Annotated in this window: 20 protein-coding genes and 1 other RNA gene; 12 read left to right on the top strand and 9 right to left on the bottom strand. The window is 37.5% G+C overall.

Features of this window, described 5'->3' with window-relative positions:
- The first annotated feature begins 124 nt into the window (after positions 1 to 124).
- From BGO42_RS15280 to BGO42_RS15255, 6 genes are all read left to right on the top strand, one after another.
- Positions 125 to 289, top strand: a complete 165-nt coding sequence (locus BGO42_RS15280) for a hypothetical protein (protein WP_273245899.1) — start codon at positions 125 to 127, stop codon at positions 287 to 289.
- Between the two features lie 14 nt (positions 290 to 303).
- Positions 304 to 897, top strand: coding sequence for a hypothetical protein (locus BGO42_RS15275; RefSeq protein ID WP_273245901.1), 594 nt, complete (start codon positions 304 to 306; stop codon positions 895 to 897).
- A 404-nt stretch (positions 898 to 1301) separates the two neighbouring features.
- Positions 1302 to 1751: a DUF1569 domain-containing protein gene (locus BGO42_RS15270; RefSeq protein ID WP_273245902.1), complete on the top strand. Its 450-nt coding sequence runs from the start codon at positions 1302 to 1304 to the stop codon at positions 1749 to 1751.
- A 334-nt stretch (positions 1752 to 2085) separates the two neighbouring features.
- Complete coding sequence (locus BGO42_RS15265) at positions 2086 to 2508, top strand: VOC family protein (protein WP_177734369.1); 423 nt, start codon at positions 2086 to 2088, stop codon at positions 2506 to 2508.
- Positions 2509 to 2822: 314 nt separating this feature from the next.
- Complete coding sequence (locus BGO42_RS15260) at positions 2823 to 3560, top strand: phosphodiester glycosidase family protein (RefSeq protein ID WP_273245904.1); 738 nt, start codon at positions 2823 to 2825, stop codon at positions 3558 to 3560.
- 223 nt (positions 3561 to 3783) lie between these two features.
- Positions 3784 to 5802, top strand: a complete 2019-nt coding sequence (locus tag BGO42_RS15255) for a M48 family metalloprotease (protein ID WP_273245908.1) — start codon at positions 3784 to 3786, stop codon at positions 5800 to 5802.
- Between the two features lie 52 nt (positions 5803 to 5854).
- On the opposite strand, the gene BGO42_RS15250 is transcribed toward BGO42_RS15255, so the two are convergent.
- From BGO42_RS15250 to BGO42_RS15240, 3 genes are all read right to left on the bottom strand, one after another.
- A complete protein-coding gene (locus BGO42_RS15250) occupies positions 5855 to 8584 on the bottom strand; it encodes a fibronectin type III domain-containing protein (RefSeq protein ID WP_273245910.1) in 2730 nt (909 codons plus the stop codon).
- Between the two features lie 121 nt (positions 8585 to 8705).
- Positions 8706 to 10403, bottom strand: a complete 1698-nt coding sequence (locus BGO42_RS15245; protein ID WP_273245912.1) for a WG repeat-containing protein — start codon at positions 10401 to 10403, stop codon at positions 8706 to 8708.
- A gap of 143 nt (positions 10404 to 10546) precedes the next feature.
- Positions 10547 to 12166: an ABC-F family ATP-binding cassette domain-containing protein gene (locus tag BGO42_RS15240; RefSeq protein WP_177734363.1), complete on the bottom strand. Its 1620-nt coding sequence runs from the start codon at positions 12164 to 12166 to the stop codon at positions 10547 to 10549.
- A gap of 155 nt (positions 12167 to 12321) precedes the next feature.
- On the opposite strand from BGO42_RS15240, the gene BGO42_RS15235 reads away from it, so the two are divergent.
- Positions 12322 to 13740 carry a TlpA family protein disulfide reductase gene (locus BGO42_RS15235; protein ID WP_273245915.1) on the top strand — a complete coding sequence of 473 codons (1419 nt, stop codon included), beginning with the start codon at positions 12322 to 12324 and terminating at the stop codon, positions 13738 to 13740.
- 81 nt (positions 13741 to 13821) lie between these two features.
- On the opposite strand, the gene fsa is transcribed toward BGO42_RS15235, so the two are convergent.
- The 3 genes from fsa to ffs all read right to left on the bottom strand — a co-directional run bounded on the left by fsa (position 13822) and on the right by ffs (position 15557).
- Positions 13822 to 14478: a fructose-6-phosphate aldolase gene (gene fsa, locus BGO42_RS15230; RefSeq protein ID WP_177734361.1), complete on the bottom strand. Its 657-nt coding sequence runs from the start codon at positions 14476 to 14478 to the stop codon at positions 13822 to 13824.
- Positions 14479 to 14524: 46 nt separating this feature from the next.
- Positions 14525 to 15328, bottom strand: a complete 804-nt coding sequence (locus BGO42_RS15225) for an SDR family oxidoreductase (protein ID WP_273245917.1) — start codon at positions 15326 to 15328, stop codon at positions 14525 to 14527.
- 131 nt (positions 15329 to 15459) lie between these two features.
- An RNA gene (ffs, locus tag BGO42_RS15220) (signal recognition particle sRNA small type) lies at positions 15460 to 15557 on the bottom strand.
- Positions 15558 to 15646: 89 nt separating this feature from the next.
- On the opposite strand from ffs, the gene BGO42_RS15215 reads away from it, so the two are divergent.
- From BGO42_RS15215 to BGO42_RS15195, 5 genes are all read left to right on the top strand, one after another.
- Positions 15647 to 16726: a glutaminyl-peptide cyclotransferase gene (locus BGO42_RS15215; RefSeq protein WP_177734359.1), complete on the top strand. Its 1080-nt coding sequence runs from the start codon at positions 15647 to 15649 to the stop codon at positions 16724 to 16726.
- Positions 16727 to 16991: 265 nt separating this feature from the next.
- Positions 16992 to 17477, top strand: a complete 486-nt coding sequence (locus BGO42_RS15210) for a GbsR/MarR family transcriptional regulator (protein ID WP_177734358.1) — start codon at positions 16992 to 16994, stop codon at positions 17475 to 17477.
- Positions 17478 to 17510: 33 nt separating this feature from the next.
- A complete protein-coding gene (locus BGO42_RS15205) occupies positions 17511 to 18635 on the top strand; it encodes an efflux RND transporter periplasmic adaptor subunit (RefSeq protein ID WP_273245919.1) in 1125 nt (374 codons plus the stop codon).
- 3 nt (positions 18636 to 18638) lie between these two features.
- Entirely contained in the window at positions 18639 to 21803 is a 3165-nt protein-coding gene (locus BGO42_RS15200; protein ID WP_177734356.1) for an efflux RND transporter permease subunit, read from the top strand.
- 10 nt (positions 21804 to 21813) lie between these two features.
- A complete protein-coding gene (locus BGO42_RS15195) occupies positions 21814 to 23214 on the top strand; it encodes an efflux transporter outer membrane subunit (RefSeq protein WP_177736335.1) in 1401 nt (466 codons plus the stop codon).
- A gap of 351 nt (positions 23215 to 23565) precedes the next feature.
- Here BGO42_RS15195 and BGO42_RS15190 read toward each other — a convergent pair whose 3' ends face one another.
- From BGO42_RS15190 to BGO42_RS15180, 3 genes are all read right to left on the bottom strand, one after another.
- A complete protein-coding gene (locus BGO42_RS15190; protein ID WP_273245922.1) occupies positions 23566 to 23952 on the bottom strand; it encodes a hypothetical protein in 387 nt (128 codons plus the stop codon).
- A 286-nt stretch (positions 23953 to 24238) separates the two neighbouring features.
- Entirely contained in the window at positions 24239 to 24832 is a 594-nt protein-coding gene (locus tag BGO42_RS15185) for a hypothetical protein (RefSeq protein WP_273245924.1), read from the bottom strand.
- On the bottom strand, positions 24816 to 25643 hold an 828-nt coding region (locus BGO42_RS15180), incomplete at its 5' end, for a DUF5675 family protein (protein WP_286749473.1). The genes BGO42_RS15180 and BGO42_RS15185, both read right to left, overlap by 17 nt.

The following is a 25643-nucleotide window of genomic DNA, read 5'->3' as shown; positions in this document are numbered from 1 at the left end:
TCCGTCACTGTCGCCAAGCTGCGGCTCGGTAGCTATAAGGTTAACATACAAAACGCAAGAAATATTGAAATGAAATATTATAAAATTCATAATTCTAACTATCTGTTTGTTTTTTGCGAAAAGTTTGAACGCTCAAGAAAAAAGATTAAATCCCGATAGCCTTAAAAATGAAGTGAATTTTCTTTTTAAGAATATTGAGGAAATCCATCCAAATATGTTTGCAAACCTTGGTAAAACAGATTTTGAAAAAGAATTAAAAGAAAAGAAGAAGAGAAACACGAATCCTTAACAAAACACAAGTTTATGAGAAAAGAATTTATCAGTGTTGAATCAAAGCCGTGTAAATATGCTAATATTAGCATTAAGATTTTAATGTTTACCTGCTTTTTGGGCATTCCTCTATTTGGTTCTCTTTTTCTATTTTGGATAGGAGCTTATAATCCTGGGTTAATCGTATTGGTTCTTTTTTTTGCACTATTACTCTTTTTCGGAGTACAGCTAAGTAAGAAAAAGCCAATGATTAAAAAAATAATTGTTAATAAAAATGGTGTTTTCTATTATAATGGCGATGATGAACTTGTGGATAAAGTATTATATACCGGCCTATGTAGCTCCGGACTTACTTATGATATTGGTATAAAACTGGAAAGGAGATACTATAGATCATCAAAAGAATTTACGGTATTTAATCCGATGCAAAGAGGAATTTATTTTCACCTTGAGGCAGCAAATATCAACTTGCAAAGGTTGAATAATGTAAAAAGAATAGAGACTAATCTATTATGGAATGATATCAGTAATGAACTGGAACTTCAAAAGCACTTTATTAAAGGAATCCAGATTTTTCGCCCCGATTTAAAAATAGATCCTCTTATCTTAAAATTATTTAGACTATAATCTTTCGGTTTAATTACTGTCTAAATAGTTATTATGTATACTGTAGAATTAATTTTATCAGGTTGATCGGATTGGAATAATCAATTTTTATGGATTCCAAATAGGACCATCTTTAACAACACAATCTTTTCCTGTGATTAAAACACCTTTTCGTTTTTCACGGAAAATAAAAAAATTGATACCTAAACTTTCTACGAGATTGACCTCTTTCACATTTTAGATAAAGTGAATTCAATTGAATGTTATTTGTAAGTACTTACGAGTAATTAAAAATAAATCAAAACATTGATTTATAAATTGTTACACGTATATTCTGTTTTTTTGAAGCTAAAAAATTTTCGTATATTTGAGTGTTAGCGGAAAGCAATTCCAATATATCACTAAATAATAATTTTTCAAAAAAAATGAAAAACCTATATAACAAAATAGATGTTGATGAAATTTTAAACCGTGTCGAAAAATTAACACCTAACACACAAAGAAAATGGGGAAAAATGAGCATTGGGCAAATGCTGGCTCATTTAAATGCATTTATAGAAACTGCATTGGACAGTAATTGCCAAGAAAGAATGTTAATTGGGAAAATTATAGGTAGATTTTTTAAAAACCGTTATGTAAGTAAAAAGCAATTTTCAAAAAACTCACCAACAAGTAAAAACTATACTTTTATAGACCAAAAAGATTTTGAAAAAGAAAAGAGTAAAGCAATCTTACTTATTAAACAGTTTTATGAAAATGGTCCAGAAAAATGCACTAAACACCCTCATCCTTTTTTTGGAAAATTGACACCCAATGAATGGGCAATCGTACAATGGAAACATTTTGACCATCATTTGAGACAATTTGGAGTTTAAGTAATTTGAAATATAGTAAATTTTAATATCAGCATGTTGAACAAATAAATTTACATCTCGGCTATTTTGAAAATAATGAAAAATAATATCTTCGTTGTATATACTGAAAAATATAGACAATCAATATAATTACTAAAAGCCAGATTTACTTATCTAAAAAACTTGAAGGTACATATCAAAACAAATAACAAGTAGCATAACAAAATGCCTACTGTTAACAAACGGTTTGCTGTCAGGCGGGGGAAAGTCGGGATTTGAAAGTTTGTGCGGAAATCCCGCCCGAACGGATACAAAGTTTCTGCAATTATACAACCGAACTTCACAAAATCAACGAATGCGACAAAAACTAAACTTAATAACACTTGGAACTGATGATTTTCAGAAATCATTAAACTTTTACGAAAATGGACTTGGCTGGAAAAAATCCGACAAAAGTACGGACAGTTTAGCGCTATTTGACTTAGGCGGAATTATTTTAGCGTTGCACCCAATACACGAACTTGTAAACGATACAACATTGACATATCAGCCAACAACATTTTCGGGACTAACAATTTCACACAACACAAAATCGGAAAAAGAAGTGGACGAAATTTTAGAAAAAGTTGCGAAACTTGGTGCAACAATCGTAAAACCTGCACAAAAGGTTTATTGGGGCGGTTATAGTGGTTACTTCAAAGACTTGGACGGACATTTGTTTGAAGTTGCTTACAATCCGTTTTGGAAACTTGACGAAAATGACAACGTAAAACTGTAATGACAGCAACAGAGAGGTGTTTACTTTATGTTTTTAGGTGTGCGGTATATTTTGCAGAAACACCAACGACAAGATAGTAAAAAACTAAAATGGCGGAATTGGAAAGACAAAAAATAACTACCACTAAGATAGCATTGGCAAAATGCGGGGTTAAGTCTGAATTGAACTTTGGTACTCCCCCCCCCCCGAATGTATTCCACATTCGCTTTTTATTTGTAAGTTAGCGCTATCCCGGCGGATTCCATCCGCTTGATACGCGAAGCGAAACTTCATCAATCCTCCGGGACGTTGTCTGCAACCATTAGAAATGATCTGTGAACAGAAATAGAATTATAATATTGCTAACTTTTATTGCCCTTCTGACAGTTGGGTATTTTCTATTTGGACAGACAAAAGTTAAGACCGATGAGAGATTTGTTTCTTACACAGTTGACACAAAAATACAAGACCTGAAATTTTATTGGAAAAATGACAAAGGCGAAATTTTTAAAAGTATTGACAACCTTAAAAATTGGCTTGACACAAAAAACAAAAAATTGAATTTTGCTATGAACGGCGGAATGTTTAAAAAAGACAACTCACCACAAGGACTTTTTATTGACAATCGAAAACAAATTATAGCGTTGGACACTACAAAAGGAAACGGAAATTTCTATTTAATGCCAAATGGTGTTTTTTATATTACAACAGACAACTTGCCGAAAATTTGTAAAACTTCTGACTACAAAGAAACAGGACAAATAAAATATGCAACACAATCAGGACCAATGTTAGTTATTGACGGACAAATTCATTCCGCTTTTAAAGAAGGCTCAAACAATTTGAACATTAGAAATGGTGTTGGAATTTTGCCAGACAACAAATTAATTTTTGCAATGTCCAGGAGCGAAATAAATTTTTACGACTTTGCTGACTACTTTAAAAAATTAGGTTGTAAGAACGCTTTGTATCTTGACGGGTTTGTTTCAAGAACTTATTTGCCTGAACAAAGTTGGACACAAACTGACGGAAATTTTGGAGTAATAATTGGAGTAACAACAAACAAGAAATAATATGGTAAGGTATTGCCATAAGCGTTTTTGATAAAAAATCCGGATCTTCACGATGTGTTGTTTTAACAGTAATTTACAAAGCCGGTTATCATAATCGGCTTTTTTTGTGATATAATACTTCCATAAATGTATTTTGTTTAAAAAAACAAAGGAATCCTATATCTTTGAGGCTGTTAATTTTAAGATTATGCAGCCTGTCAAAATTTCTAAACGCTTTAAGCAAATGGCAACCAAAGCCATGTTTGCCATTTTATTCTTTATTACTGTTTATTTATTATTAATAGCTTTAGCTATAGGCATCTTTATTGCCTGTATATATGGAGCAATAGCCGTTGTGGCTATCCGGCCTTCATTAATTACCCTTATGCTGGGATTGGGTATTGCCAGTGTTGGTGTTTTTATTCTCTATTTCCTTATCAAATTTTTATTCAAAAAGAATAAAACCGATAATTCCCATTTAACGGAAATTGACATTAAATCGGAACCTAAGTTACATGCCATGCTTCAGGAATTAGTCTCTGAAATTGGTACTGATTTCCCTAAAAAAATCTATTTATCTTCAGAAGTAAACGCCTCCGTATTTTACAATTCCAGCTTTTGGAGTATGTTTTTACCCGTAAAAAAGAATTTACACATTGGGCTTGGCCTGGTGAATAGTACCACTATATCGGAATTTAAAGGGATTTTAGCACATGAATTTGGTCATTTCTCTCAAAAATCCATGAAAGTAGGAAGTTATGTATATAACGTCAATAAGATTATATACGATATGCTGTATGACAATGAGTCCTATGAAAAGTCTGTTCAGTCATGGGCTAATACCAGTAATTATTCAATCATCTTTATGGGAATTTCCATAACAGTCGTACGTGGAATTCAATGGATTCTAAGAAAAACGTATGACGTTGTTAATATCAGCTATATGAGCTTATCCCGGGAAATGGAATTCCATGCCGATGAAATTGCAGCCAATATTGTTGGTTCGGAACCAATGAAAAATTCAATGTTACGAATGAGTTTAGCAGATGAGTCCTATAATGAAGTACTCAATTTTTACAGTGGTAAAATTTCTGAAGCTATTACAACTGATAATATTTTTCCAAAACAGTTTTTTATAATGACTTTTTTAGCCGCAAAAAATAAAATTGAAAACCTGCATGGAATACCTAATGTTACTTTTCAAAATTTAGATCGATTCAATAAATCAAAATTAGTTATCAAAAATCAATGGGCTTCACACCCATCCTCAGAGGAACGGATTGCAGCTTTTGACAGATTAAATATTCCGTCTGTAAATATTGAAAACAATTTTGCTAATACCTTGTTTGAAAATATTGAAATGACACAACAACGGATTACCGATAAACTTTTTAAAGTTATTGAATATCAGCAAACACCGGCTATTCAAAATATAAATGCTTTCGAACAGGAATTTCAGTCCAATTTTGATAAAAATGCTTTTCCCGAAGTATATAACGGTTATTATGACAATTATAATCCATTGGCATTTAATGTAGATTCCGAAATAAACAGTATTTCAGAAAGTACAAAAACCTTTGAAGAATTATTTGACGATTCTAAAATGGATAATATTTTGTCGCTTTACAGCCTGAAAAAAGATATCGGAACTTTAGAAGAAATAATTGAAAATGAAAATACCATTAAACTCAAAACGTTTGATTATGATGGCAATAAATATAAAATAAGAGATACACGAAGATTGGTTGCAGAGTTGAAAAACAAACAAAAAGACCTGGAACAGCTTATTTTGAAAAACGATATTGCCATTTTCAGATTTTTCTATTGCAAATCTGAAGACCGTACAAATAAAGACAATTTATCAAGGCTATACCACAGTTTTTTTAGTGCCGATTCAAAATATGATGAATTAATAAATGTTTATACCACAACTTATAGTTCATTTAGCTTTGTTTTTCAAACCTTAGAATATGATGCAATTAACAGAAATATGAAAAATTTCAGGATTAATGAAAGTCACTTCAGAACTAAATTAAAAGAAGTTACGGATGCACCTGGAATTCAAAGCATTATTACTCCGGAAATTAAGGAAAACATTACAGCTTATCTGGCAGAAGAGATTGTCTATTTTTCAAACAATAACTACAACGATGCCAATATTTCTATTTTGTTTACGGTTCTGGGGAATTATCTCTATTTAGTACAGCAACATTATTTTAATACTAAAAAGCAACTCCTGGTTTTTCAAACGCAATTATTATAAAAAAACTCCCGCTTTTGGCGGGAGTTGTTGTTTACAGAACCTTTATAATCCACTATTTAACAATCAGCTTTGCTGTAAACAATTTTCTGGAATGAATCTTTAAAATGTAAACACCTGTTGGTAAATCCTGAGTGATCAGGGAATATTTATTGTTATTCACATTTTTAGTTGCATACATTAATTTCCCTTCCGTATTGAAAATCTCGATTTCATCAATAGGATAATCCGATTGTACAATCGTTTGATTGACATTATTGGTAGGATTCGGATATACTTTTAAACCGTTGTCAATTTTAAAAGGATTGGTTCCCAGAGTTCCGTCGATTACTTCAAAAGAAACACGATTGGATACTTCATTATAAGAATCGTTGGTAAACATCACCAGGAAATAATTCCCGGTTGCTGTTGGCAATGCCGTTCCGGTCAAGGCTAAGGTACCTTCTGCCTGTCCGTTAAAATAAGTATAGCTCAATAACGGATCAATATTCGGGTTCTCCCCTTCATGGTAAATCCCCAACCAGTCTTTTACAATACCCGGAGCATCGGTCCACGAAGCAACAATCTGCTCTCCCAAATCATATACCGGTTTGTTGATCCATAAATCGGTTACCAGGTTTCCTACTTTAAAGAAAGCTTTGTTCCCGATGGCGTTATAACCGTCCTGCAGATAATATTGCGCATAATAATAGCCTGTAGGCAGGTTATTGAACGTTAAACTTCCGGAAGTAGTTGTTACATACTGGTAAGCTGTAGCCGTTACTTCACCCGGAATATGCCCCATTTTATAGATACCGATCCAGTCTTTCAGCAATTGCGGCCCGTTACTGAATGTTACGTTCACAGCTGTTCCCACCGGATATTCTTCCTGACTGGTTGCCACTACAGGAACCGGACCTACATAAAAGAACTGACGCGGAGCAATTTCGGTATACCCTCCGTTTGAAAATATAGCGGCAAAATAGCGTCCTTTTGTTGCCAGACCGTTAGCAAAAGTTATCGTTCCGGTCGGGTTTCCATTGGTATATTGCCAGGTCTGCGAAGGTGAAGCCGAACCCGGAGTCTGCCCTTCTTTATACAAACCGATCCATGTGGAAGTACTTGCCGGAGCATCGCTGTAGTTTACTTTAATAGGCGCATTCTGAGCATACGCAATAGAATCGGTCACGATGGTTGTATTTACTACATTACTACCGGTAATCGTAAATGTTTTAATAGCACTCCACGGTGACCATTCTAGGTTGCGATCCCTGTAACGCAGTTTTACATAATATTGTCCGTTCGGAATCGAATTAGACGCCAGTGTCATTTTAGTGATATCCACACCCAGATTGCGATCTGCTGTTGAATCTTTTTGTGTCTGGTACATTCCAAACAGGTTTTCAAAATCACGGTATACTTCTTTGGTAATGATATTAAAATCGGATGTTTTTGAAATCACAAACTGGCTGGTGTTTAATAATTCCGCAGCAGTTGTGGTATACGGACTTCCTTCAATAGTTACCGGCAATGTTGTATTTCCGGTAAAGGTGTTCTGAATGGATGGTTTTTCCGGAGCCGGTTTGTTTTTATAACGGTGGAATTCATCCATCAGCTGGTTGTTTTTCCATTGGTCCACACTTCCGATAGAATAGCTTTCCACGTCCATTTTGCCATTGACAACATCAATATCCACAATCTGGTAAATCCAGTTACAGATCGTTTTCTGCACGTCATCAAAATCCTGCTCCGATGACATTCCCCAATACTGATCCCAGGCGGTTCCTCCGGAAATAATATTGTAATTTGGTGTGTTCTTTAACTGCCCTCTGTGATACAAATGGTGGTGTGCCCCAATGTGCATGCTGTATTTTGATGAAGTTGCCAATAAAGGAACAGCCGAGTTTCGTACCCATGTGGAGATATCACCCACATATTGCTCTGCCTGATACGGTCTGTGGCTTAATGAAAAAATCCAGTCTACCGTAGGATCGGCATTGGCAGCCGTTACCACCTGTTGCAGCCAGTTCATTTGTGCTGCTCCGGTGTGTTCCGAGCTCAGGCTGATAAACAATACGTTTCCGGCTTGCTGTGCATAGTAATTTTCGGTTCCTGAAGCAATCCCTTTATACGTTAGTTCACTGATATAGAAATGGTCATAGTAAGACTGCATTCCTAAAGTTCCGTAAGTTTCGTGATTCCCAACAGTTGTCTGAATCGGTACATTACCGGATAATGAGCGGTTCTTTTTAAAATGTACGTGTTCATAATGATCCAGTGTTCCCACATCGACCTGATCCCCTACCATGAATGTCATCGCGATATGGTCTTCCGGTGCGCCCCATTTTTCCTGAACTTTTCTTTTGGCTGCCGCCACCAGCGAATCATAACGGGGAACAGCCTTTAGCTGGTTATCACCCATGATAAAAAAGCGGATATGCCCGTCGGCTGTAGCTGCCTGTCCGGGATTGGGCAGGGTTTTAAAAGAATAAACCGCAGAAGTATTGCTGCCGGTTTTTATTTTGTAATAATATTTCGTGTTCGGCGCAAGATTAATCAGCTTTACACTGTGGTAATAATAGTTTCCGGGATAACCGGAATCGGTAAAGATGTTCGTGTTTCCGGTAACGGTAACATTCAGATCGGTTGCAGCAGTTCCATATTCTACAATCGATTCGGTGTTATTTTCGGTTTTCCAGGTGACGTAAATGGATGTCGGCGTGACATTCTGCAAATACGGATACAGCGTTTGCGCCTTGACGGTCAGGCCGACCATCAGGAAGAGCAAAAAGTAAATTTTTTTCATGAATAGTGTGTTTAGTTAGACGTGGCAAAAGTATTCTGCTCACCGCCAAACACTTTTAAAACAACGTTACCCTTTTACACTATTTATTTACCTTACCGTTAACCGTGTTAAATTATCAGGATTATTTTTCTTTATAGTACAGGAAGCCGTCTTTACGCGCATAGCAAAAGAATTTCCCTTCATTATTAACCAGTCCCAAAAGCAGTAATCGTTTTTCTTTTTGATAATTCCGGTCATAAAAGCCTACTTTATAAGGGAAAACCGGCTGGATAATCTTTTCCGCAGTAAAATCCCAGTCGGCTACAAAACCATACAACCCGTCTTTTTTAAGACTGATAAAATCATCATCATGGCGCAGGTAGTTTGTTTTATTGGCTTCTATCTCGTCATAACTAACCGGGAGTACCATACCGTCAAATGGTGTGATCACGCCATATTTTCCATCCTTTTTAACCCTCCAGTATTTTATATAAACGTTAAACTCCTTTGTGGCATATTTTGACAGCGCAAAAGGATCCAGTTCGTCATACAGAATCGGGATGATCACTTTTTCCGTTTTATCGATCAGCCCGTATTTTATTTGTGGAGTATTTACGTCTTTTTGACCTACAATAAACAGTAGCGTCCGGTTTCCGGCAACATCGAATGCTAACGGGGTTATACTCTCATAACGGCTTGGGATTGTCTGTTCGCTGGAAAGAATGATTCCGTACTGGTCACCGGATTTATAAAGGATGATATTTTTTAGGTTTACGCGTTTTTCTTCGGTATCTTCAATAACACCTCCATAGCTGATGCTTTCAAAAGCATACGGTTTATCACTTGCCGGCATTTGAAATTCTATGGCCGGTGAAGCCTCTTTTTGTCCGGCAATCCGTTCGCTTAAAAACAGTTTCCCGTCTTTAATTTCGAAACTGTTTGTACTGTATTTTTTTATTTTCTTAGGCGTAGACGTAACACTTCCTTCATCTGCTTTTATATAGGCATACGGTTCCGGTACATCGCCTCCATCCATAACTTTAACGTCGCCACTGCCTCTGCCCGTTCCGGAGCCATATCCGCTTCCCCTATATACTTCCTGCCCGTCATCCTCCTGTTTTACGGGTACTTTCTGTAACGTAAACTTTCCGTTATCATTAATGATTTTCATAGGTTCTTTTGCATCAGACCGCTGCCGGGAAGCTGTTAAATAAATACTTCTTCCGGGAAGCGATAAAGACCTGTCTAACGTTACTTTATAATAATCTTTTAAAAGCCATTCTGAAATTTTCTGCTTATCACAATCGTAAACAAACAAACTGTAGGCGTCATCAAAATCAGTAACCGCTATTAGAGCATAACGGGCTCTTTTTTTATTGATCGCACTTATGCCTACCGTATCGATTGGCCTGATATATTTGAAATTATCCGGATAAAGATTCTCGCCTTTTAAATTGAATATTGCCTGTCCGGTTCTTCTTTTCTTATAGTAATGGTATTCCTTTTCATCCTTATATGTTTTGGACGTATTAGAATTTTCACGTAAAGTGGCTATAATGAATTTATGCGGTTCTATACCAAATTCATCATATTCGGCTCCGGAAACTACCGGCTTGCCGTTGTAAAGAATTCCCTTGTTTCCTTTTTCTGAAAAATAAAAATAGCCTTTGGGCATTTTCCGCTGGTAATCAATATAATCATACCGGTTTTTAGTAAGCAGTTTGCCTTGATAATCCGATATTCCAAAAGCATTGCCTTCGCGAAAAGGGATACTAACATCCTGGCAGAAAGCCCTGAGTGAAAAAAGTAAAAACAGACAGATTTGTAACGATAGTTTCATAAAAATTGGAATAGATGTCAAATATAGCATTTATAGGCAATTGTAATCAGGCGAATTGCATTTTACACAAAATCGCGGTAATCGGTTACAATACCGGATAATCCGGTTATAAAAAAATCCCGCTGTAAGGCGGGATTCATTATTTATACAGTGTACATTTTCTGTCTTAATTCTTTGATCTTATCATCTTCCAGATAGTCATCGAACGTCATGTAACGATCAATAACACCATTTGGCGTGATTTCCAGTACGCGGTTTGCAACCGTTTGAGCAAACTCGTGGTCATGTGTGGTAAACAATACCGACCCCTTAAAGTTTTTTAACGAGTTGTTAAATGCCGTAATCGATTCCAGATCCAGGTGGTTTGTTGGTTCGTCCAGCATTAATACGTTGGCACGTAACATCATCATACGGGAAAGCATACAACGTACTTTTTCTCCTCCGGATAATACACGTCCTGTTTTTAAAGCCTCTTCTCCGGAAAAGATCATTTTCCCTAAGAAACCACGAACATAAACTTCGTCTCTTTCCGGCTCTGTTTTCGCCCATTGGCGTAACCAGTCTACTAATGTTAAATCATTTTCGAAGAAACTGTGGTTGTCTGCAGGAAGATAGGACTGGTTTGTCGTAATTCCCCATTCTACCGTACCGGAATCCTGTGTCATGTTTCCGTTTAAGATCTCATAGAATGCCGTTGTAGCACGGGAATCTTTGGAAAAAACAACAATTTTGTCGCCTTTTGCCATATTCAGATCTACATTTTTAAATAACGTTTCGCCTTCAATAGAAGCGCTTAAGTTCTGAACATTTAAAATCTGGTCACCTGCTTCACGCTCCTGGTCAAAAATGATTGCCGGATAACGGCGGCTTGACGGTTTGATCTCGTCCAGATTTAATTTATCAATCATTTTTTTACGGGAAGTTGCCTGTTTTGATTTGGCAACGTTCGCACTGAAACGACGGATAAACTCTTCTAATTCTGCTTTTTTCTCTTCTGCTTTTTTGTTTTGCTGCGCACGTTGTTTCGCCGCTAACTGGCTGGACTCGTACCAGAAAGTATAGTTACCGGAATAATGGTTGATTTTTCCGAAGTCGATATCCGAAACGTGTGTACAAACAGCGTCCAGGAAGTGACGGTCGTGCGATACTACCAATACCGTATTGTCATAATTAGCTAAGAAATTCTCCAGCCATCCGATGGTTTCGAAATCCAGGTCATTCGTAGGCTCATCCATGATCAATACATCCGGACTGCCAAATAAAGCCTGCGCTAAAAGGACACGTACTTTTAATTTAGCATCCATTTCACCCATTAAAGTATAGTGATGTTCTTCCGAAATCCCTAAATTCGACAACATTGCTGCTGCATCCGAATCGGCATTCCATCCGTTCATTTCTTCAAACTGAACCTGTAATTCCCCTATTCTGTCTGCATTTTCATCTTTATAATCCAGATAAAGCTCATCCATTTCTTTTTTAACGGCAAATAAGGTTTTATTTCCCATTAAGATAGTTTCAAGCACCGTATGCTCATCAAACATGTTGTGGTTCTGGTTTAAAACCGACATACGTTTGCCCGGTTCAAGGATTACACGACCTGACGTTGGATCTATATCTCCTGATAATATCTTTAAAAACGTTGATTTTCCTGCTCCGTTAGCACCGATAATACCGTAGCAGTTACCTTGGGTAAAAGTTACATTTACCTCGTCAAACAAAATTCGCTTACCAAACTGAACCGATAAATTAGAAACTGTTAACATTGAAATTGATTTTTTATAAAATTGTTGCAAAAGTAGAAAAAATAGTGCAGTTTTGAACTATCTAATTTAGAATCTATAAAGCTTTATTTTAACTGTACATTAACAGGCTGTTCTATAATATAGAAATACTTTTGTTTAGAGATAAATTTGTTTGAATGTTTGCCTATATAAGAAATTTTATACTTCCGGTTTCCTCAATATTAATCTGTTCCCTTACTTCTTGCAATAAGAAATTTGAGAGTGACAATTATTCCGCATATTTTGGAGGCGAAGTAATCAATCCCCTTAGTCGTTACGTGCTTTTCTGTAAAGATAATAAGGTTATTGATACCCTGACCTTAGATGACAAAAACAGATTCTTTAAGAAATTCGATTCCTTAACGCCGGGTATGTACACCTTCCGCCATGATCCGGAATACCAGTATGTGTATTTTGATAAAAACGACAGTTTAATGGTGCGGATCAATTCCGGTGATTTTGATAATTCTATCGTTTTTTGCGGACGCGGCGATCAGAAAAACAATTTCCTGATGGAAATGTATCTTAAAAACGAATCGGACAAAAACAATATGTTTAATCTTTTCGATAAGGATTACAACAGTTTCTCCAAAAGCATTGATTCCATTTATGCCCGCAAAAAAGCATTTTATCTGAGAAAGAAAACAGAAATCAACTGGGATGAAAACTTTGATTTATTTGCCAAAGCCAGTCTGGAATTCAATCATCTTGCCAAAAAAGAAATTTATCCGTTTGCACACGAACGCCGCACCGGAGAAGAAATAAACACCAAGCTGCCAAAAGAGTATTACGATTTCCGTAAAGAAATCAACTTCAACAATGCGAAGCTAACGAACTACTCTCCTTTTGTACGCTATTTAACAGCCATGCTGAACAATGTTGCTTATTCCGACCCGAATCATCATTTCAACCTGGAAGAAAGCGCTATTGAAAGCAATATCAAAAAGCTGAACATTGCCGATACCTTGTTTAAAAACGAAAAGATCAAAAACAGCGTTTTAAACAATATCGCTTTTATGTATTTGCTGGAAGACCAGAACATGCATAACAAAAAGAAATTCTTTGACCGTTATTCGCAATTGTCTACAGACAACAGCAATCATAACGAGATCAAAAAAATAAGTGATGCGATTCAGTCGCTTACTGAAGGAAAAAAATTACCACCGGCCGACCTTTCCAACCAGAACGGTGAAAAAGTGGATCTGGCTGCCTTGACAAAAGGCAAACAAACCGTATTGTTTTTCTGGACGTCAAACGCCAAAGCACATATGGTTACCGTACACAAGAAAGTAAGTGCCCTTAAAAAGAAATATCCGGCAACCAATTTTATATCGATCAATGTAGACGATTCCGAACAGGAATGGAAACAGATTTTAGCGCAATATCAGTTTGAAAATGAAGATACAAACGAGTTGCGGTCCAATAATTTTGAAGCTTTAAAAGATCATTGGGTAATTACAAAAATCCAGCGGACAATATTGCTGCGACCGGACGGGACTATCAAAAATGCTTTTGTAAGCCTTTTTGATGCCGACTTTGAAAAGAACCTTAAATAAAGAGAATACACAAACTAAATCAGCGAAAAAGGCGGTTACTTTTATAAGAAACCGCCTTTTTTAATGTATAACTGTAGAAAACTATTTGTTTCCTTTTTCGTAGTCTGCTAAAAATTGCGCCAAACCGATATCCGTTAACGGGTGTTTTAACAATCCAAGGATAGACGATAAAGGTCCTGTCATTACATCTGCTCCGATTTTAGCACAGTTAACAACGTGCATCGTGTGACGTACCGAAGCGGCTAAAATTTGCGTTTCGAAAGCATAGTTATCATAGATCTGACGGATTTCGTCAATCAGGTTCAAACCGTCCATAGAGATATCATCCAGTCTTCCCAGGAAAGGCGATACATAAGTAGCACCTGCTTTTGCGGCTAACAATGCCTGACCTGCAGAGAATACTAACGTTACATTTGTTTTAACGCCTCTGTCTGAGAAATATTTACACGCTTTGATACCTTCCTGAGTCATTGGTAATTTCACCACGATCTGCTCGTGCAATTCTGCCAGTTCCTCACCTTCTCTGATCATTCCGTCATAATCGGTAGCGATTACTTCCGCGCTCACATCACCTTCAACTATATTACAAATATCCACATAGTGTTTTAAGATATTGTCTTTTCCTGTAATACCTTCTTTCGCCATTAATGATGGGTTTGTTGTAACGCCATCCAATACTCCCAAAGCCTGTGCTTCTTTAATCTGCTCTAAATTAGCCGTGTCTATAAAAAATTTCATCTTAAATATATTTAATAATAGTTGTGTTAAAAAACGGAATACAAAATTACAATTTATAATGGTTCATCAGTAATTTTTCATATACTTTATCCGGCAGGATCCGTTTGAGTACAATGGAAAATTTCTGCATAAAAGCCCCTACTTTATAATGGATTTTCGGATCCGGGTTCTGAATGATCTTCAATACCGCTTCCGCCATCTGACCGGGATTGCTTCCACCGTCTACATGTTCGTTCATTTCCTTTAGCGTATTGCCATACGGAAGTTCATAGGCCGAGCCTTTAATAACAGGTGCATGGTAACGTCCGGCAGCAATATTGGTCGCAAAATCCCCCGGTGCCACATTTGTAATATGAATACGGAATTTTTTCACTTCCATTCGCAAGGCTTCCGTGATTAATTCCAGAGCGCCTTTGGACGACGAATATACGCTTCTGTAAGGCAGCCCCATATAACCGGCTATAGACGTTACATTAATGATTAAACCCGATTGCTGCTGACGCATTTGCGGCAGCACGGCTTTCATTACTTCTATCGGCCCGAATAAATTAGTTTCAAAATTATTGCGGATTTCCTCAGCCGGAATCTCTTCCAGCGGCCCTGTGATTCCCACGCCGGCATTGTTGATCAGTACGTCCAGTCTGCCTTCTTTGGCAATCACTTCGGCAACAACCTTCCGGATAGAAACGGCATCCCGTACATCCAAAGCTACCAATGGAAAAACACTTTGCAGTACCCGTTCCGGATTCCTGCTGGTTCCATAAACTTTATATCCGCTGCGGAACAATAATTCTCCGATTGCTTTACCAATACCGGAAGAACCGCCGGTAATTAAAACCACTTTATTCATGGAACTGTAATTGATTGTTTAATTTGCTTTTCAGCATGCTAAAATAAGGAAGTTCGCACGCTTATAAAAACCAAAAAGGGCCTAAAACAAAAAAATCTCCATAGAGGAGATAATTCGTGTATTTTGTAAAAAATGGCAAGCGACCTACATCGCACCGCTACAACCACATACCTTTGCTGTGTTCCCACCCTGGAGGAGTCTGCAGGAGCTGGTCGTGTAGGACTTGCCGGTGCAAATATACAATCTTTTTATATTTTTGCAAGGCAATTGTGAGATATAAAATACAATCGTATATTGTGGTAATCAATTTTAGTAATCATGAAAAATTATAATGCATTAGCATTCATTTTATTAAGCAGTTTTTTCTTCTCCTGTGACAAAGAAAAAAATAATGAAAAAATTTTATTCAGCATTGATACAACGGGCTTAAAAGAGGTTTATCAGCCTCAGGAAACCCTTCCTTTGGGTATAACAAACATCGAAAACAAGGCGATTGACTCGGTTATTTACTATGTAAACGATAAAAAAGTTGGCGCTGTAAAAGGAAACGGTAAATTCAGTTTTGCCTTAAAAGACCAGAAACTGGGTTATCAGAATATTAAGGCACTGGTTTATTTTGAAGGCGAAAATAATGAAGCCACCGGAAGAGTCGAACTGGTTTCGGCAATTCAGCCTAAACTTTTAGACTATAAAATTATAAACACCTACCCTCACGATATCAAGGCATACACACAGGGATTGGAATTTTACCGTGATACTTTAATTGAAAGTACCGGAAACGGTGCCGGAAACGGAACCGGTCTGCGCGGTATTTCAAGCTTGCGTAAAACCGATTATAAAACCGGAAAAGTATATAAAATTGTAGAACTTCCGCAAACTGTTTTCGGAGAAGGCGCTACCGTACTGAACAATAAAGTATACCAGTTAACGTATCAGAACAACGAAGCATACGTTTACAATGCCGATACCTTTAAAAAAGAGAAAACCTTCCCGTACTTTAAACCGCAAATGGAAGGCTGGGGATTATCCAATGACGGTAAAAACCTTTTAATGTCTGACGGTACTGAAAAAATCTGGTTTGTTAATCCTGCCGATTTTAAAGAAGTCGATTATATTAATGTCTATACTGCCGGTTCGAAAATCAAGGCCGTAAATGAAATGGAATGGATCGACGGGAAAATATTCGCAAATATTTATACCAAAGATGCTATTGCGATCATTGACCCTAAAAACGGTGCGGTGGAAGCCATCATTAATTTAACGGATCTGAAATCGAAAGTAACGGCACATCCGGATCTGGACGTTTTAAACGGAATTGCCTACAATCCTAAGACCAAAACCATTTTTGTAACCGGTAAAAACTGGGATAAAATGTTTGAAATAAAAGTGGCAAACTAATCCCCTGACCGGATTTTTTTAACACGCAAAGTAATATTAAATAATTTCTTAACAGGAAAATGTCTTTTTAATTCTTTTTTGTTGTAAATTAGTTAAAGAATTTAGAATCTGAATATTGGTAACTTACTAATATTCAGATTCTTTTTTTTCCAAGCCATCCAAGCCATAAAATATTAAGCTTTTTTTAACGTGCCGACTAGTTCGGTTAGTTTGGTTCAAACCGAACTAATTGTATCTTTGCAACCAATTTAACAAAAAGAATACTATGGATAAGCAGCAAGAAGAAAAAGACGAGTTGATCGAATTGTTCGGTATTCACTTTGAAACCTACTATAATTTACCCCCTTGTGCTTCCCGACTGCTTGGGATCCTGATCCTGAACAGCAGAACCAAAGGGCTGACTTTTGAAGAATTGGTAGAACAGGGAAATGCCAGTAAAAGCACGATCTCTACCAATATCAACCTCCTGCTGAAATTGGGCAAAATAAGCTACTATACCAAACCCGGAGACCGGAAAAAATATTTCCTCCCTTCTCCTCCCAGCGAACGCATTCAAAACCATCTGAAATTCCTTGACTCCGAAAAGAAAATGCTGATGAGAGTCCGGGACTATGAAGTCCGGTATCCTGCCGAAGGACACACCCCTATGGTAACAAAAGCAATTGATACCTATATGAAATATTTGCTTGAGTTTGAAAAATTACTGAATAAATCCATTACCGAAGAATCCCTATCCCGAGACGAATTTTAAAAGTTTATTTACAATTATATAAATAGTTATCTTATGAAGAATAAATTAATCTTTAGCATGTTGGTGACTACACTGATTCTGGCATCGTGTGGCGACAAGAAATCACAACAACAGCAGGCAAATGGACCGATGCCCTTCCCGGTTCAAAAAGTAGTTAAAGAGAACGCTATAACCTATCAAGAATATTCTGCGAATTTACAAGGACAGCAAAATGTTGAAATCAGACCGAAAGTAAACGGTTTTATTGAAAAGATCTTTGTTGACGAAGGACAAAACGTACGAAAAGGTCAAATACTGTTTAAACTGGAAACCAACACCCTTTCGCAGGATGCAAACGCCAGCAAAGCTGCTGTAAACGCTGCTCAGGTGGAAGTAAACAGGCTGATTCCTTTAGTGGAGCGCAAAATCATCAGTAATGTGACGCTTGAAACGGCTAAAGCCAATTTAGCTCAGGCGAAAGCGAATTACAACAGTATTGCTTCCAATATCAATTTTGCGACGATAACCAGCCCGGTAGATGGTGTTATCGGAAGCATACCGTACAAAGTGGGAAGCCTTGTTGGTTCTACTACAGTAGATCCGCTGACAACCGTATCGGATATCCGTAACATCCGTGCCTATTTCACGATGAACGAAAAACAGCTTATCCATTTCAACAAAACCTTTAAAGGCGCTACAACTGCTGAAAAGATCAAGGCATTGCCTCCTGTTGAGCTGATTTTGGCTGACAATTCGGTATATGATCAGAAAGGAAAAATTGAAACAATCAACGGATTGGTTAACGCCCGTACCGGTAGTACCGAATTCAGAGCGCAGTTTCCAAACCCTCAGGCCGTATTGAGAAGCGGCGGCAGCGGGATCATCCGTTTACCAATAGAGGAAAAAGACGTGATTTTATTACCGCAAAATGCAGTGTACGACATGCAGGGGAAACAAATGGTATATACAGTTGGCAAAGACAATAAAGTACATTCCAAAATTATTGAGACTAACGGAACATCCGGATTGAATTTCATCGTTACCAGCGGTATCGAACCTAATGAAATTGTTGTTGTCGAAGGGGTAACCAAATTAACAGACAACCAGGAAATCATTCCTCAGGAAGCTGGTAAAAATGCCCAGACCGCTCCGGCTCCTAATGCTCAAGCTAAAAAATAGATTATGATAAAAACGTTTATAAACAGACCGGTTCTTTCAACCGTAATCTCCATTATCATTACCATACTCGGGATATTGGGATTAACGTCGTTGCCTATAGAGCAATATCCGGAAATTGCTCCGCCTACCGTTCAGGTAAGTGCTACCTATACCGGAGCAAATGCAGAAACCGTTTTAAATAGTGTGGTAACACCTATTGAAGAAGAAATTAACGGTGTGGAAGGGATGACCTACATGACTTCAACATCGGCAAATAACGGTTCGGCAAACATCAGTGTGTTCTTCGAATTAGGGGTTAATCCTGATATCGCTGCCGTAAACGTACAAAACCGTGTGGCAAGAGCAACCAGTAAATTGCCTCAGGCAGTAGTAAATACCGGTGTTACCACCATCAAGAGCCAGACGAGTGCCCTGATGTTCTTTGCCCTTTATTCTGACAATAAAGTATATGACGAAACCTTTATCCAGAACTACGCCAGAATTAACCTGGTACCCAAGTTACAACGTGTTAAGGGTGTTGGTCAGGTAAACGTGTTTGGCGCAAAAGACTACTCGATGCGTATCTGGATCGACCCTGAAAAAATGGCGAACTACAAAGTGGTTCCGTCTGAAATCCAGGACGCTTTACGGGAACAGAACTTAGAAGCGGCTCCCGGAAAATTCGGTGAAAACGCAGAAGGGGTTTACGAATATGTAATCAAATACAAAGGCCGTCTTTCCCAGATCTCAGAATATGAAAACATCATTATCAAATCGACCGGAAACGGAAATTTCCTTCGTTTAAAAGATGTTGCCACTGTAGAATTAGGGGCTTTCAACTATGGCGCCAAGAATATGGCCATGGGGAAACAGGGTGTTGCCGTTGGTATTTTCCAGACATCCGGTTCAAATGCACAGGATATCATGACGGAAGTAATGCATATCCTGGAAGAGAGCAAAGGTACTTTCCCTAAAGGACTGGATTATGTTATTCCTTATAACTCCAAAACCTTTTTGGATGCTTCCATTGCAAAAGTGGTTTCCACTTTGGTAGAAGCCTTTATATTGGTATTTATCGTGGTATTCGTTTTCCTTCAGGATTTAAGATCAACGCTAATTCCGGCCATTGCGGTTCCGGTAGCAATTGTTGGTACTTTCTTCTTCCTGCAGCTCTTCGGATTCTCGATTAACATGCTAACCCTGTTTGCTATGATTCTGGCTATTGGTATTGTGGTCGATGATGCGATCGTCGTCGTCGAGGCGGTCCATGCCAAACTGGATCACGGTATCAAGGATGCGAAAAAAGCAACCATTTCTGCGATGGACGAAATTACCGGAGCGATTGTTTCGATCACCCTGGTTATGTCGGCGGTATTCGTACCGGTATCCTTCCTGAAAGGACCATCGGGAGTATTCTATAAGCAGTTTGCCATTACATTAGCCGTAGCGATTGTAATTTCAGCAATTAATGCCTTAACCCTGAGTCCGGCGCTTTGTGCTTTGTTCCTGAAACCACACGATGATTCCGAGCATGCCAAAAAAGGCTTGAAAGACCGTTTCTTTACGTCTTTCAATACAGCATTCGACTCGATGAACAATAAATACAGTAGATCCCTAAACTTCCTGGTAAGAAGAAAATGGATCACCGGAATTGCTTTATTAGCAGTTGTAGGGATCACCTTCCTGTTGTTCAAATCCACGCCGTCCGGATTTATTCCGAATGAAGACCGTGGAATCATCATGGGTGATTTAACCCTGCCTCCGGGAACAACTTTAGAAAAAACACAGAAAGCCGTTAACGAGCTGGATTCTATTTTAGCTTCTATGGATATCATTGAATCCCGTATGAGCGTTGTCGGATTCAGTTTATTAAACAACGTAAACGGTGGTTCTTATGCCTTTACCGTTATCAAATTAAAAGACTGGTCACAGCGTAAAGAAGCTAATCAGTCCATTGAAGCCGTAGTGGGGGAACTATTCGGAAGAACGGCACACTTTAAAGATGCAAAAGCATTGTTCTTTACGCCGCCAAGTGTACAGGGATTCGGTACTGCGGACGGTTTCGAATTTAAGTTACAGTCCAAAGGCGATGACGATTGGGGAACAATCAGTAAAGTTAGCGGCGAGTTCTTACAGGCTTTAAACAAAAGACCGGAGATTCAGTATGCCATGACCAACTTTAACCCGAACTTCCCGCAATACCAGCTGGATATCAATATTGAAAAAACCAAAGATGCCGGAATTTCCGTATCCGATATTTTCAATACGCTACAGGGGTATTACGGTGGATTGTACACAACGGATTTTAACCGGTTCGGTAAGCAATACCGTGTTATGATCCAGGCAAAACCCGAAGATCGCGCTACAGAGCAAAGTCTGGATAAGATTTATATCAAGAACCAAAATGACGAACTGGTAGCCATCAGTCAGTTTGTGAGTCTGAAAAAGACCTATGGTCCGGAAGCGGTTACCCGTTTCAACCTATTGAAATCGGTTAACATTAACGGTAAAGCTAATCCGGGATATAGCTCCGGTGATGCGATTAACGCGATTAAAGAAGTGGCTGCCGAACATTTGCCGAACAATTACGATTATGAGTTTTCCGGTATGACCCGTGAGGAGATTTCTTCCGGCGGACAGGCGATTGGTGTATTCCTGTTGAGTTTGATATTCGTTTACTTCCTGTTAAGTGCACAATATGAAAGTTACCTGCTTCCGTTATCGGTAATCCTATCGTTACCGGTTGGTATTGCAGGAGCCATCGGATTTGTAAAACTCGTTGGACTGGAAAACAATATTTACTTCCAGATCGCCCTGATCATGTTAATCGGACTACTTGCGAAGAATGCCATTCTGATTGTCGAATTTGCCATCCAGCGTAGAAGGCACGGAATGAGCCTCTTTGAATCGGCAGTTGAAGGTGCTAAAGCGCGTCTGCGTCCGATCTTGATGACCTCTTTCGCCTTTATCTTCGGTTTATTACCGCTGGCATTAGCCAATGGAATCGGAGCGGTAGGTAACCGTTCTATCGGTATGGGTGCTGTTGGAGGAATGTTAATCGGTACTATTTTAGGGGTATTTTTTATTCCGGTATTGTTTGTCATCTTCCAGGGATTACAGGAACGTATGAGCGGAAAAACAGCAGCTCAAAAAGCGGCAGAAGAAGATTCTGAAAATGTTGCACTATAAAATCATGAACATGAACTATCAAAAATCATATAAAATAATGGTTGTCATAGCAGCTGCATCGGTGATGCAGTCCTGCTTTGTCGCCAAAAAATACGAAAGACCGAAAGTAGCTACCGAAAACCTGTACCGAACAGACCAGGCAGCTAAAGACAGTACTTCTATGGCGAGTGTTTCATGGAAAACGCTTTTTACAGATCCAATTTTACAGGGACATATTGAAAAAGGACTGCAAAACAATTTTGATATCCGTATTGCGATACAAACCATTGTTGCTGCCGAAGCCAATCTGAAACAAGGAAAAGCAGGCTACTTTCCTACCCTGAGTTTAGGGGCTAACCTGACCCACCAGGAACTGGCAAAAAACAGTCAGTTCGGATCGTTTTTTAACGGTTCTCTGGATCAGTACCAGCTTTCCGGAAACCTGTCCTGGGAAGCAGATGTCTGGGGAAAAATCAGAAGTAATAAAAGAGCGGCAAATGCTTCCTATTTACAAACGGTAGCCGCAAACCAGGCAGTTAAAACACAGTTGTTGGCGAGTATTGCTGCTACCTATTACCAATTGCTGTCTTTGGATTCGCAGTTAAAAATAGCGCAGGAAACGCTTTTAAACCGCGATAACAGTATTGTTACGATTAAAGCGTTAAAAGATGCCGGTAATGTAAACGAGGTGGCTGTTAAACAAACGGAAGCACAGAAATATGCAACCGACCTGATTATTGCCGATTTAAAAACAAACATCACGTTGTTAGAGAATACCATGTCTATTCTTTTAGGACAGGCTCCGGGGAAAATCGAAAGAAGTACTCTTGAAGCCCAGAAAATGAATGTGGATGTTGATTTTGGCGTGCCTTCAGAGCTGTTAAGCAAAAGACCGGACGTTATTGCGGCAGAATACAATCTGATTACCAGTTTCGAATTGACCAATGTAGCCAAAAGTAATTTCTATCCGTCCTTTACGGTTACCGCTACCGGTGGTTTCCAGAGTTTGCAGTTAAAAGAATGGTTTAGTACCAATTCCCTGTTTGCGAACATTGTTGCCGGATTAACCCAGCCTATTTTCAATCAGCGTCAGATCCGAACCAAATATGAAGTAGCAAAATCCAACCAGGAAAAAGCCTATTTACAATTTGAGCAGTCTTTGCTGAATGCCGGAAAAGAAGTTTCGGATGCGCTGGCACAATATAAAAATGAAACGGACAAGTTAGTCATCCGCGAAAAACAGGTAGATGCTTTACGCAAAGCAGCAAGTTATTCTGACGAGTTGTTAACGCAGGGTTTTGTTAACTATTTAGAAGTGTTAACGGCTAAAGATTCTGCTTTAAGCAGCGAACTGGATTTGATTAATAACAAATACAAACAATACAATGCCATCATCATGCTTTATAAAGCATTGGGTGGCGGTGTGCAATAGTATTTGCATGAACTATATAAAAGTAAAAGTGGCTGGGAGAAATTCCGGCCACTTTATGTTTTATTTCTTATCATTTGTCCATTATTCATCTATTGCTTTATTCTAATGGATAGAAATTCCTAAATTCTAAACAGCAATTCAATCCTAATAATTGCGATTATTCAATCTTATAACTGATTATATGAAATGAATCAGCTGAATTTTCTTTTATTAGTCCAATCTCTTCAATAGTATTTGTTTTTTCATATTCAACTTTATATTTATAAACAATAATTCCATCTGGATTAGATTTGTATTAAGCAAAAAATTAGACTAAAAACTTTTTTTATATCAATATTGGTCATTATAAAACTATTTAGATTTTCTAATCTCATCTATTATACTTTTATTATCAAAAATCAATTTTTGATCATTTCTAAAAGAACTTAACGTTGTTTCTCCTTTATTTTTTACGATGGAATCCCCTAGGTATATTTTCCCCCAGATAATTCCATATACAGAAACTTTCTCACCGCTTTTCAACACTAAAGTAGGATCATTATGATTCTCTTTATCATAATATTTTTCGTTTACAATTCCTTTATACTCTTCATTTCGAATTGATTCCAAAAGATTATTGTAAAACCTATCATCAGTTCTATAAAAAAACTCCCAAGCAATTATCCCTACAATAAAAATACCGACTAAAAAAGACGTTATACTTTTTAATTGCTTTGTGTCTAATTCAAAATCTTTCATCACTTTAAAGTATAAAAATCCAAGTTTTAGTTTCACTAATTGTTACTTCAGCTCTTATCGATGGTGTTATTCAAACACTTCCAGCCGTATATTCATAGCCTCGTTTATTGTCACCAAGCTTAACAATAACATCAATATTGCTCCCCGTTTCGCCATTCTTAAGGTTGCAAAGTCTTCAGGATCAAAAAGTAAATAGAATTATTGTAGGCATAATTATATGGTGTCCATCTACAAATAATATAGCTTGTGCGAATGATATTGAAAACGGATTATTCTATTTTAGAAATCAATGAATATTGTCTTTTTTCACTTTTTCAACTACATCAACATATACGTTCTTCATCTGAGTTTCTTTTTCCAATATTTTCAAAATTCTTTTTGAAACTTCATTATTAAAATGAGGCTCATCACTAAAGAAGTACCAAAATCCTTTTATTTCATTTTCATTTTTATTTTTAAGCAGCTTTAAAAATAAATCACTATTAGCGAAAAAATATTTTCGCATTTTATCTTGAAAAGAGTTAACAGAATCGGCATCCCATTTCCCGTCTTTACTTATGCTAATAAGCCTATCAATAAATACTTCTTTTTTTAAAGCTAATGAAGTTTCAAAGAAAAAAACAAGGTGCTCTTCTGAATTTGAATAGAAAGGAGCTTCACCTTTAACATCGTCATATCCATATACTTTTTGAAACTCTTGATATGTTTTAGGAAAACTGTAAAAAAAAGTTTTTTTACATTCTGTTGATGGATGATTTTTACATTCTTTGAGAATACTTCCTAAATTCATTTTCTTATTTTGTGAATTACAACTTAATGTGATAGTTAGTATAAATACCAATATCCCAAAATTTTGCATTACTCTATTTGATTTTTTCATTGATAATTAATTTTACGGGTAATTCTTTACTGTTTTCATTTATAAAGTTATAAACTTCTTTCAATTTTGGTTTACTAGCACTTACTCCACTATCGGTTTTATTTGTACCTGGCAATATACATCCTTCTGTATTTGCTCCATTATTCCCTGCGTGAATCAAAATTGCACGGTCTTTTGAAACTTCTTCATTTGATACTTTATATGAACCTGGGTATTTTGTACTTGCATGAGGTGATAAGTCATATACCCCTTCTGGTATTCTCTTATCTTTACCACTTTCAGTTGTTGCAGGACCACCTGGTTCTACTGTATAACCAGTGACAGGCTTGTCTCCCGTTGTTTTAAATTCTCCAATTGTAAAGTCTTTACCTTCTTCTGTACGATTTAATACTATTAAACCACCAATTTCTGTTGCATTATTTTTTAGGTTATTTGAATGGGCTTCAGATAGTGTCCCGCCCCAATTAACATCTTTATTTTCTGACTTAGGTCTCATACCTGCATTCATAAGATAAATACGTCCATCTTTATTTCCATCATTTCCTAAATAATTACCTTTCCTATCATAAAAATCTCCTGGTGGTGTAGCTAACATTCCATCCGGATCGATAAAATAGACCGGATTGTCCAATGCATAAACGTAAGGCGAAAAACGCCTGGATTTTTCTGCCAGCGGATCGATATTCAGCCATCGACCAATCGCAGGATCATAATTCCGGGCACCGTAGTCGTATAGGTTTAATCTTAATTCATGCTGAAATTCTTTTCCGTTATAGCTGTATCGATAAGGGTTTACTATTGCCTTTTTCTG

It is taken from the genome of Flavobacterium sp. 40-81 (assembly GCF_001898245.1).
GTDB classification, from domain to species: Bacteria; Bacteroidota; Bacteroidia; order Flavobacteriales; family Flavobacteriaceae; genus Flavobacterium; species Flavobacterium inviolabile.
This window is presented reverse-complemented; position numbering and strand designations above follow the sequence as displayed.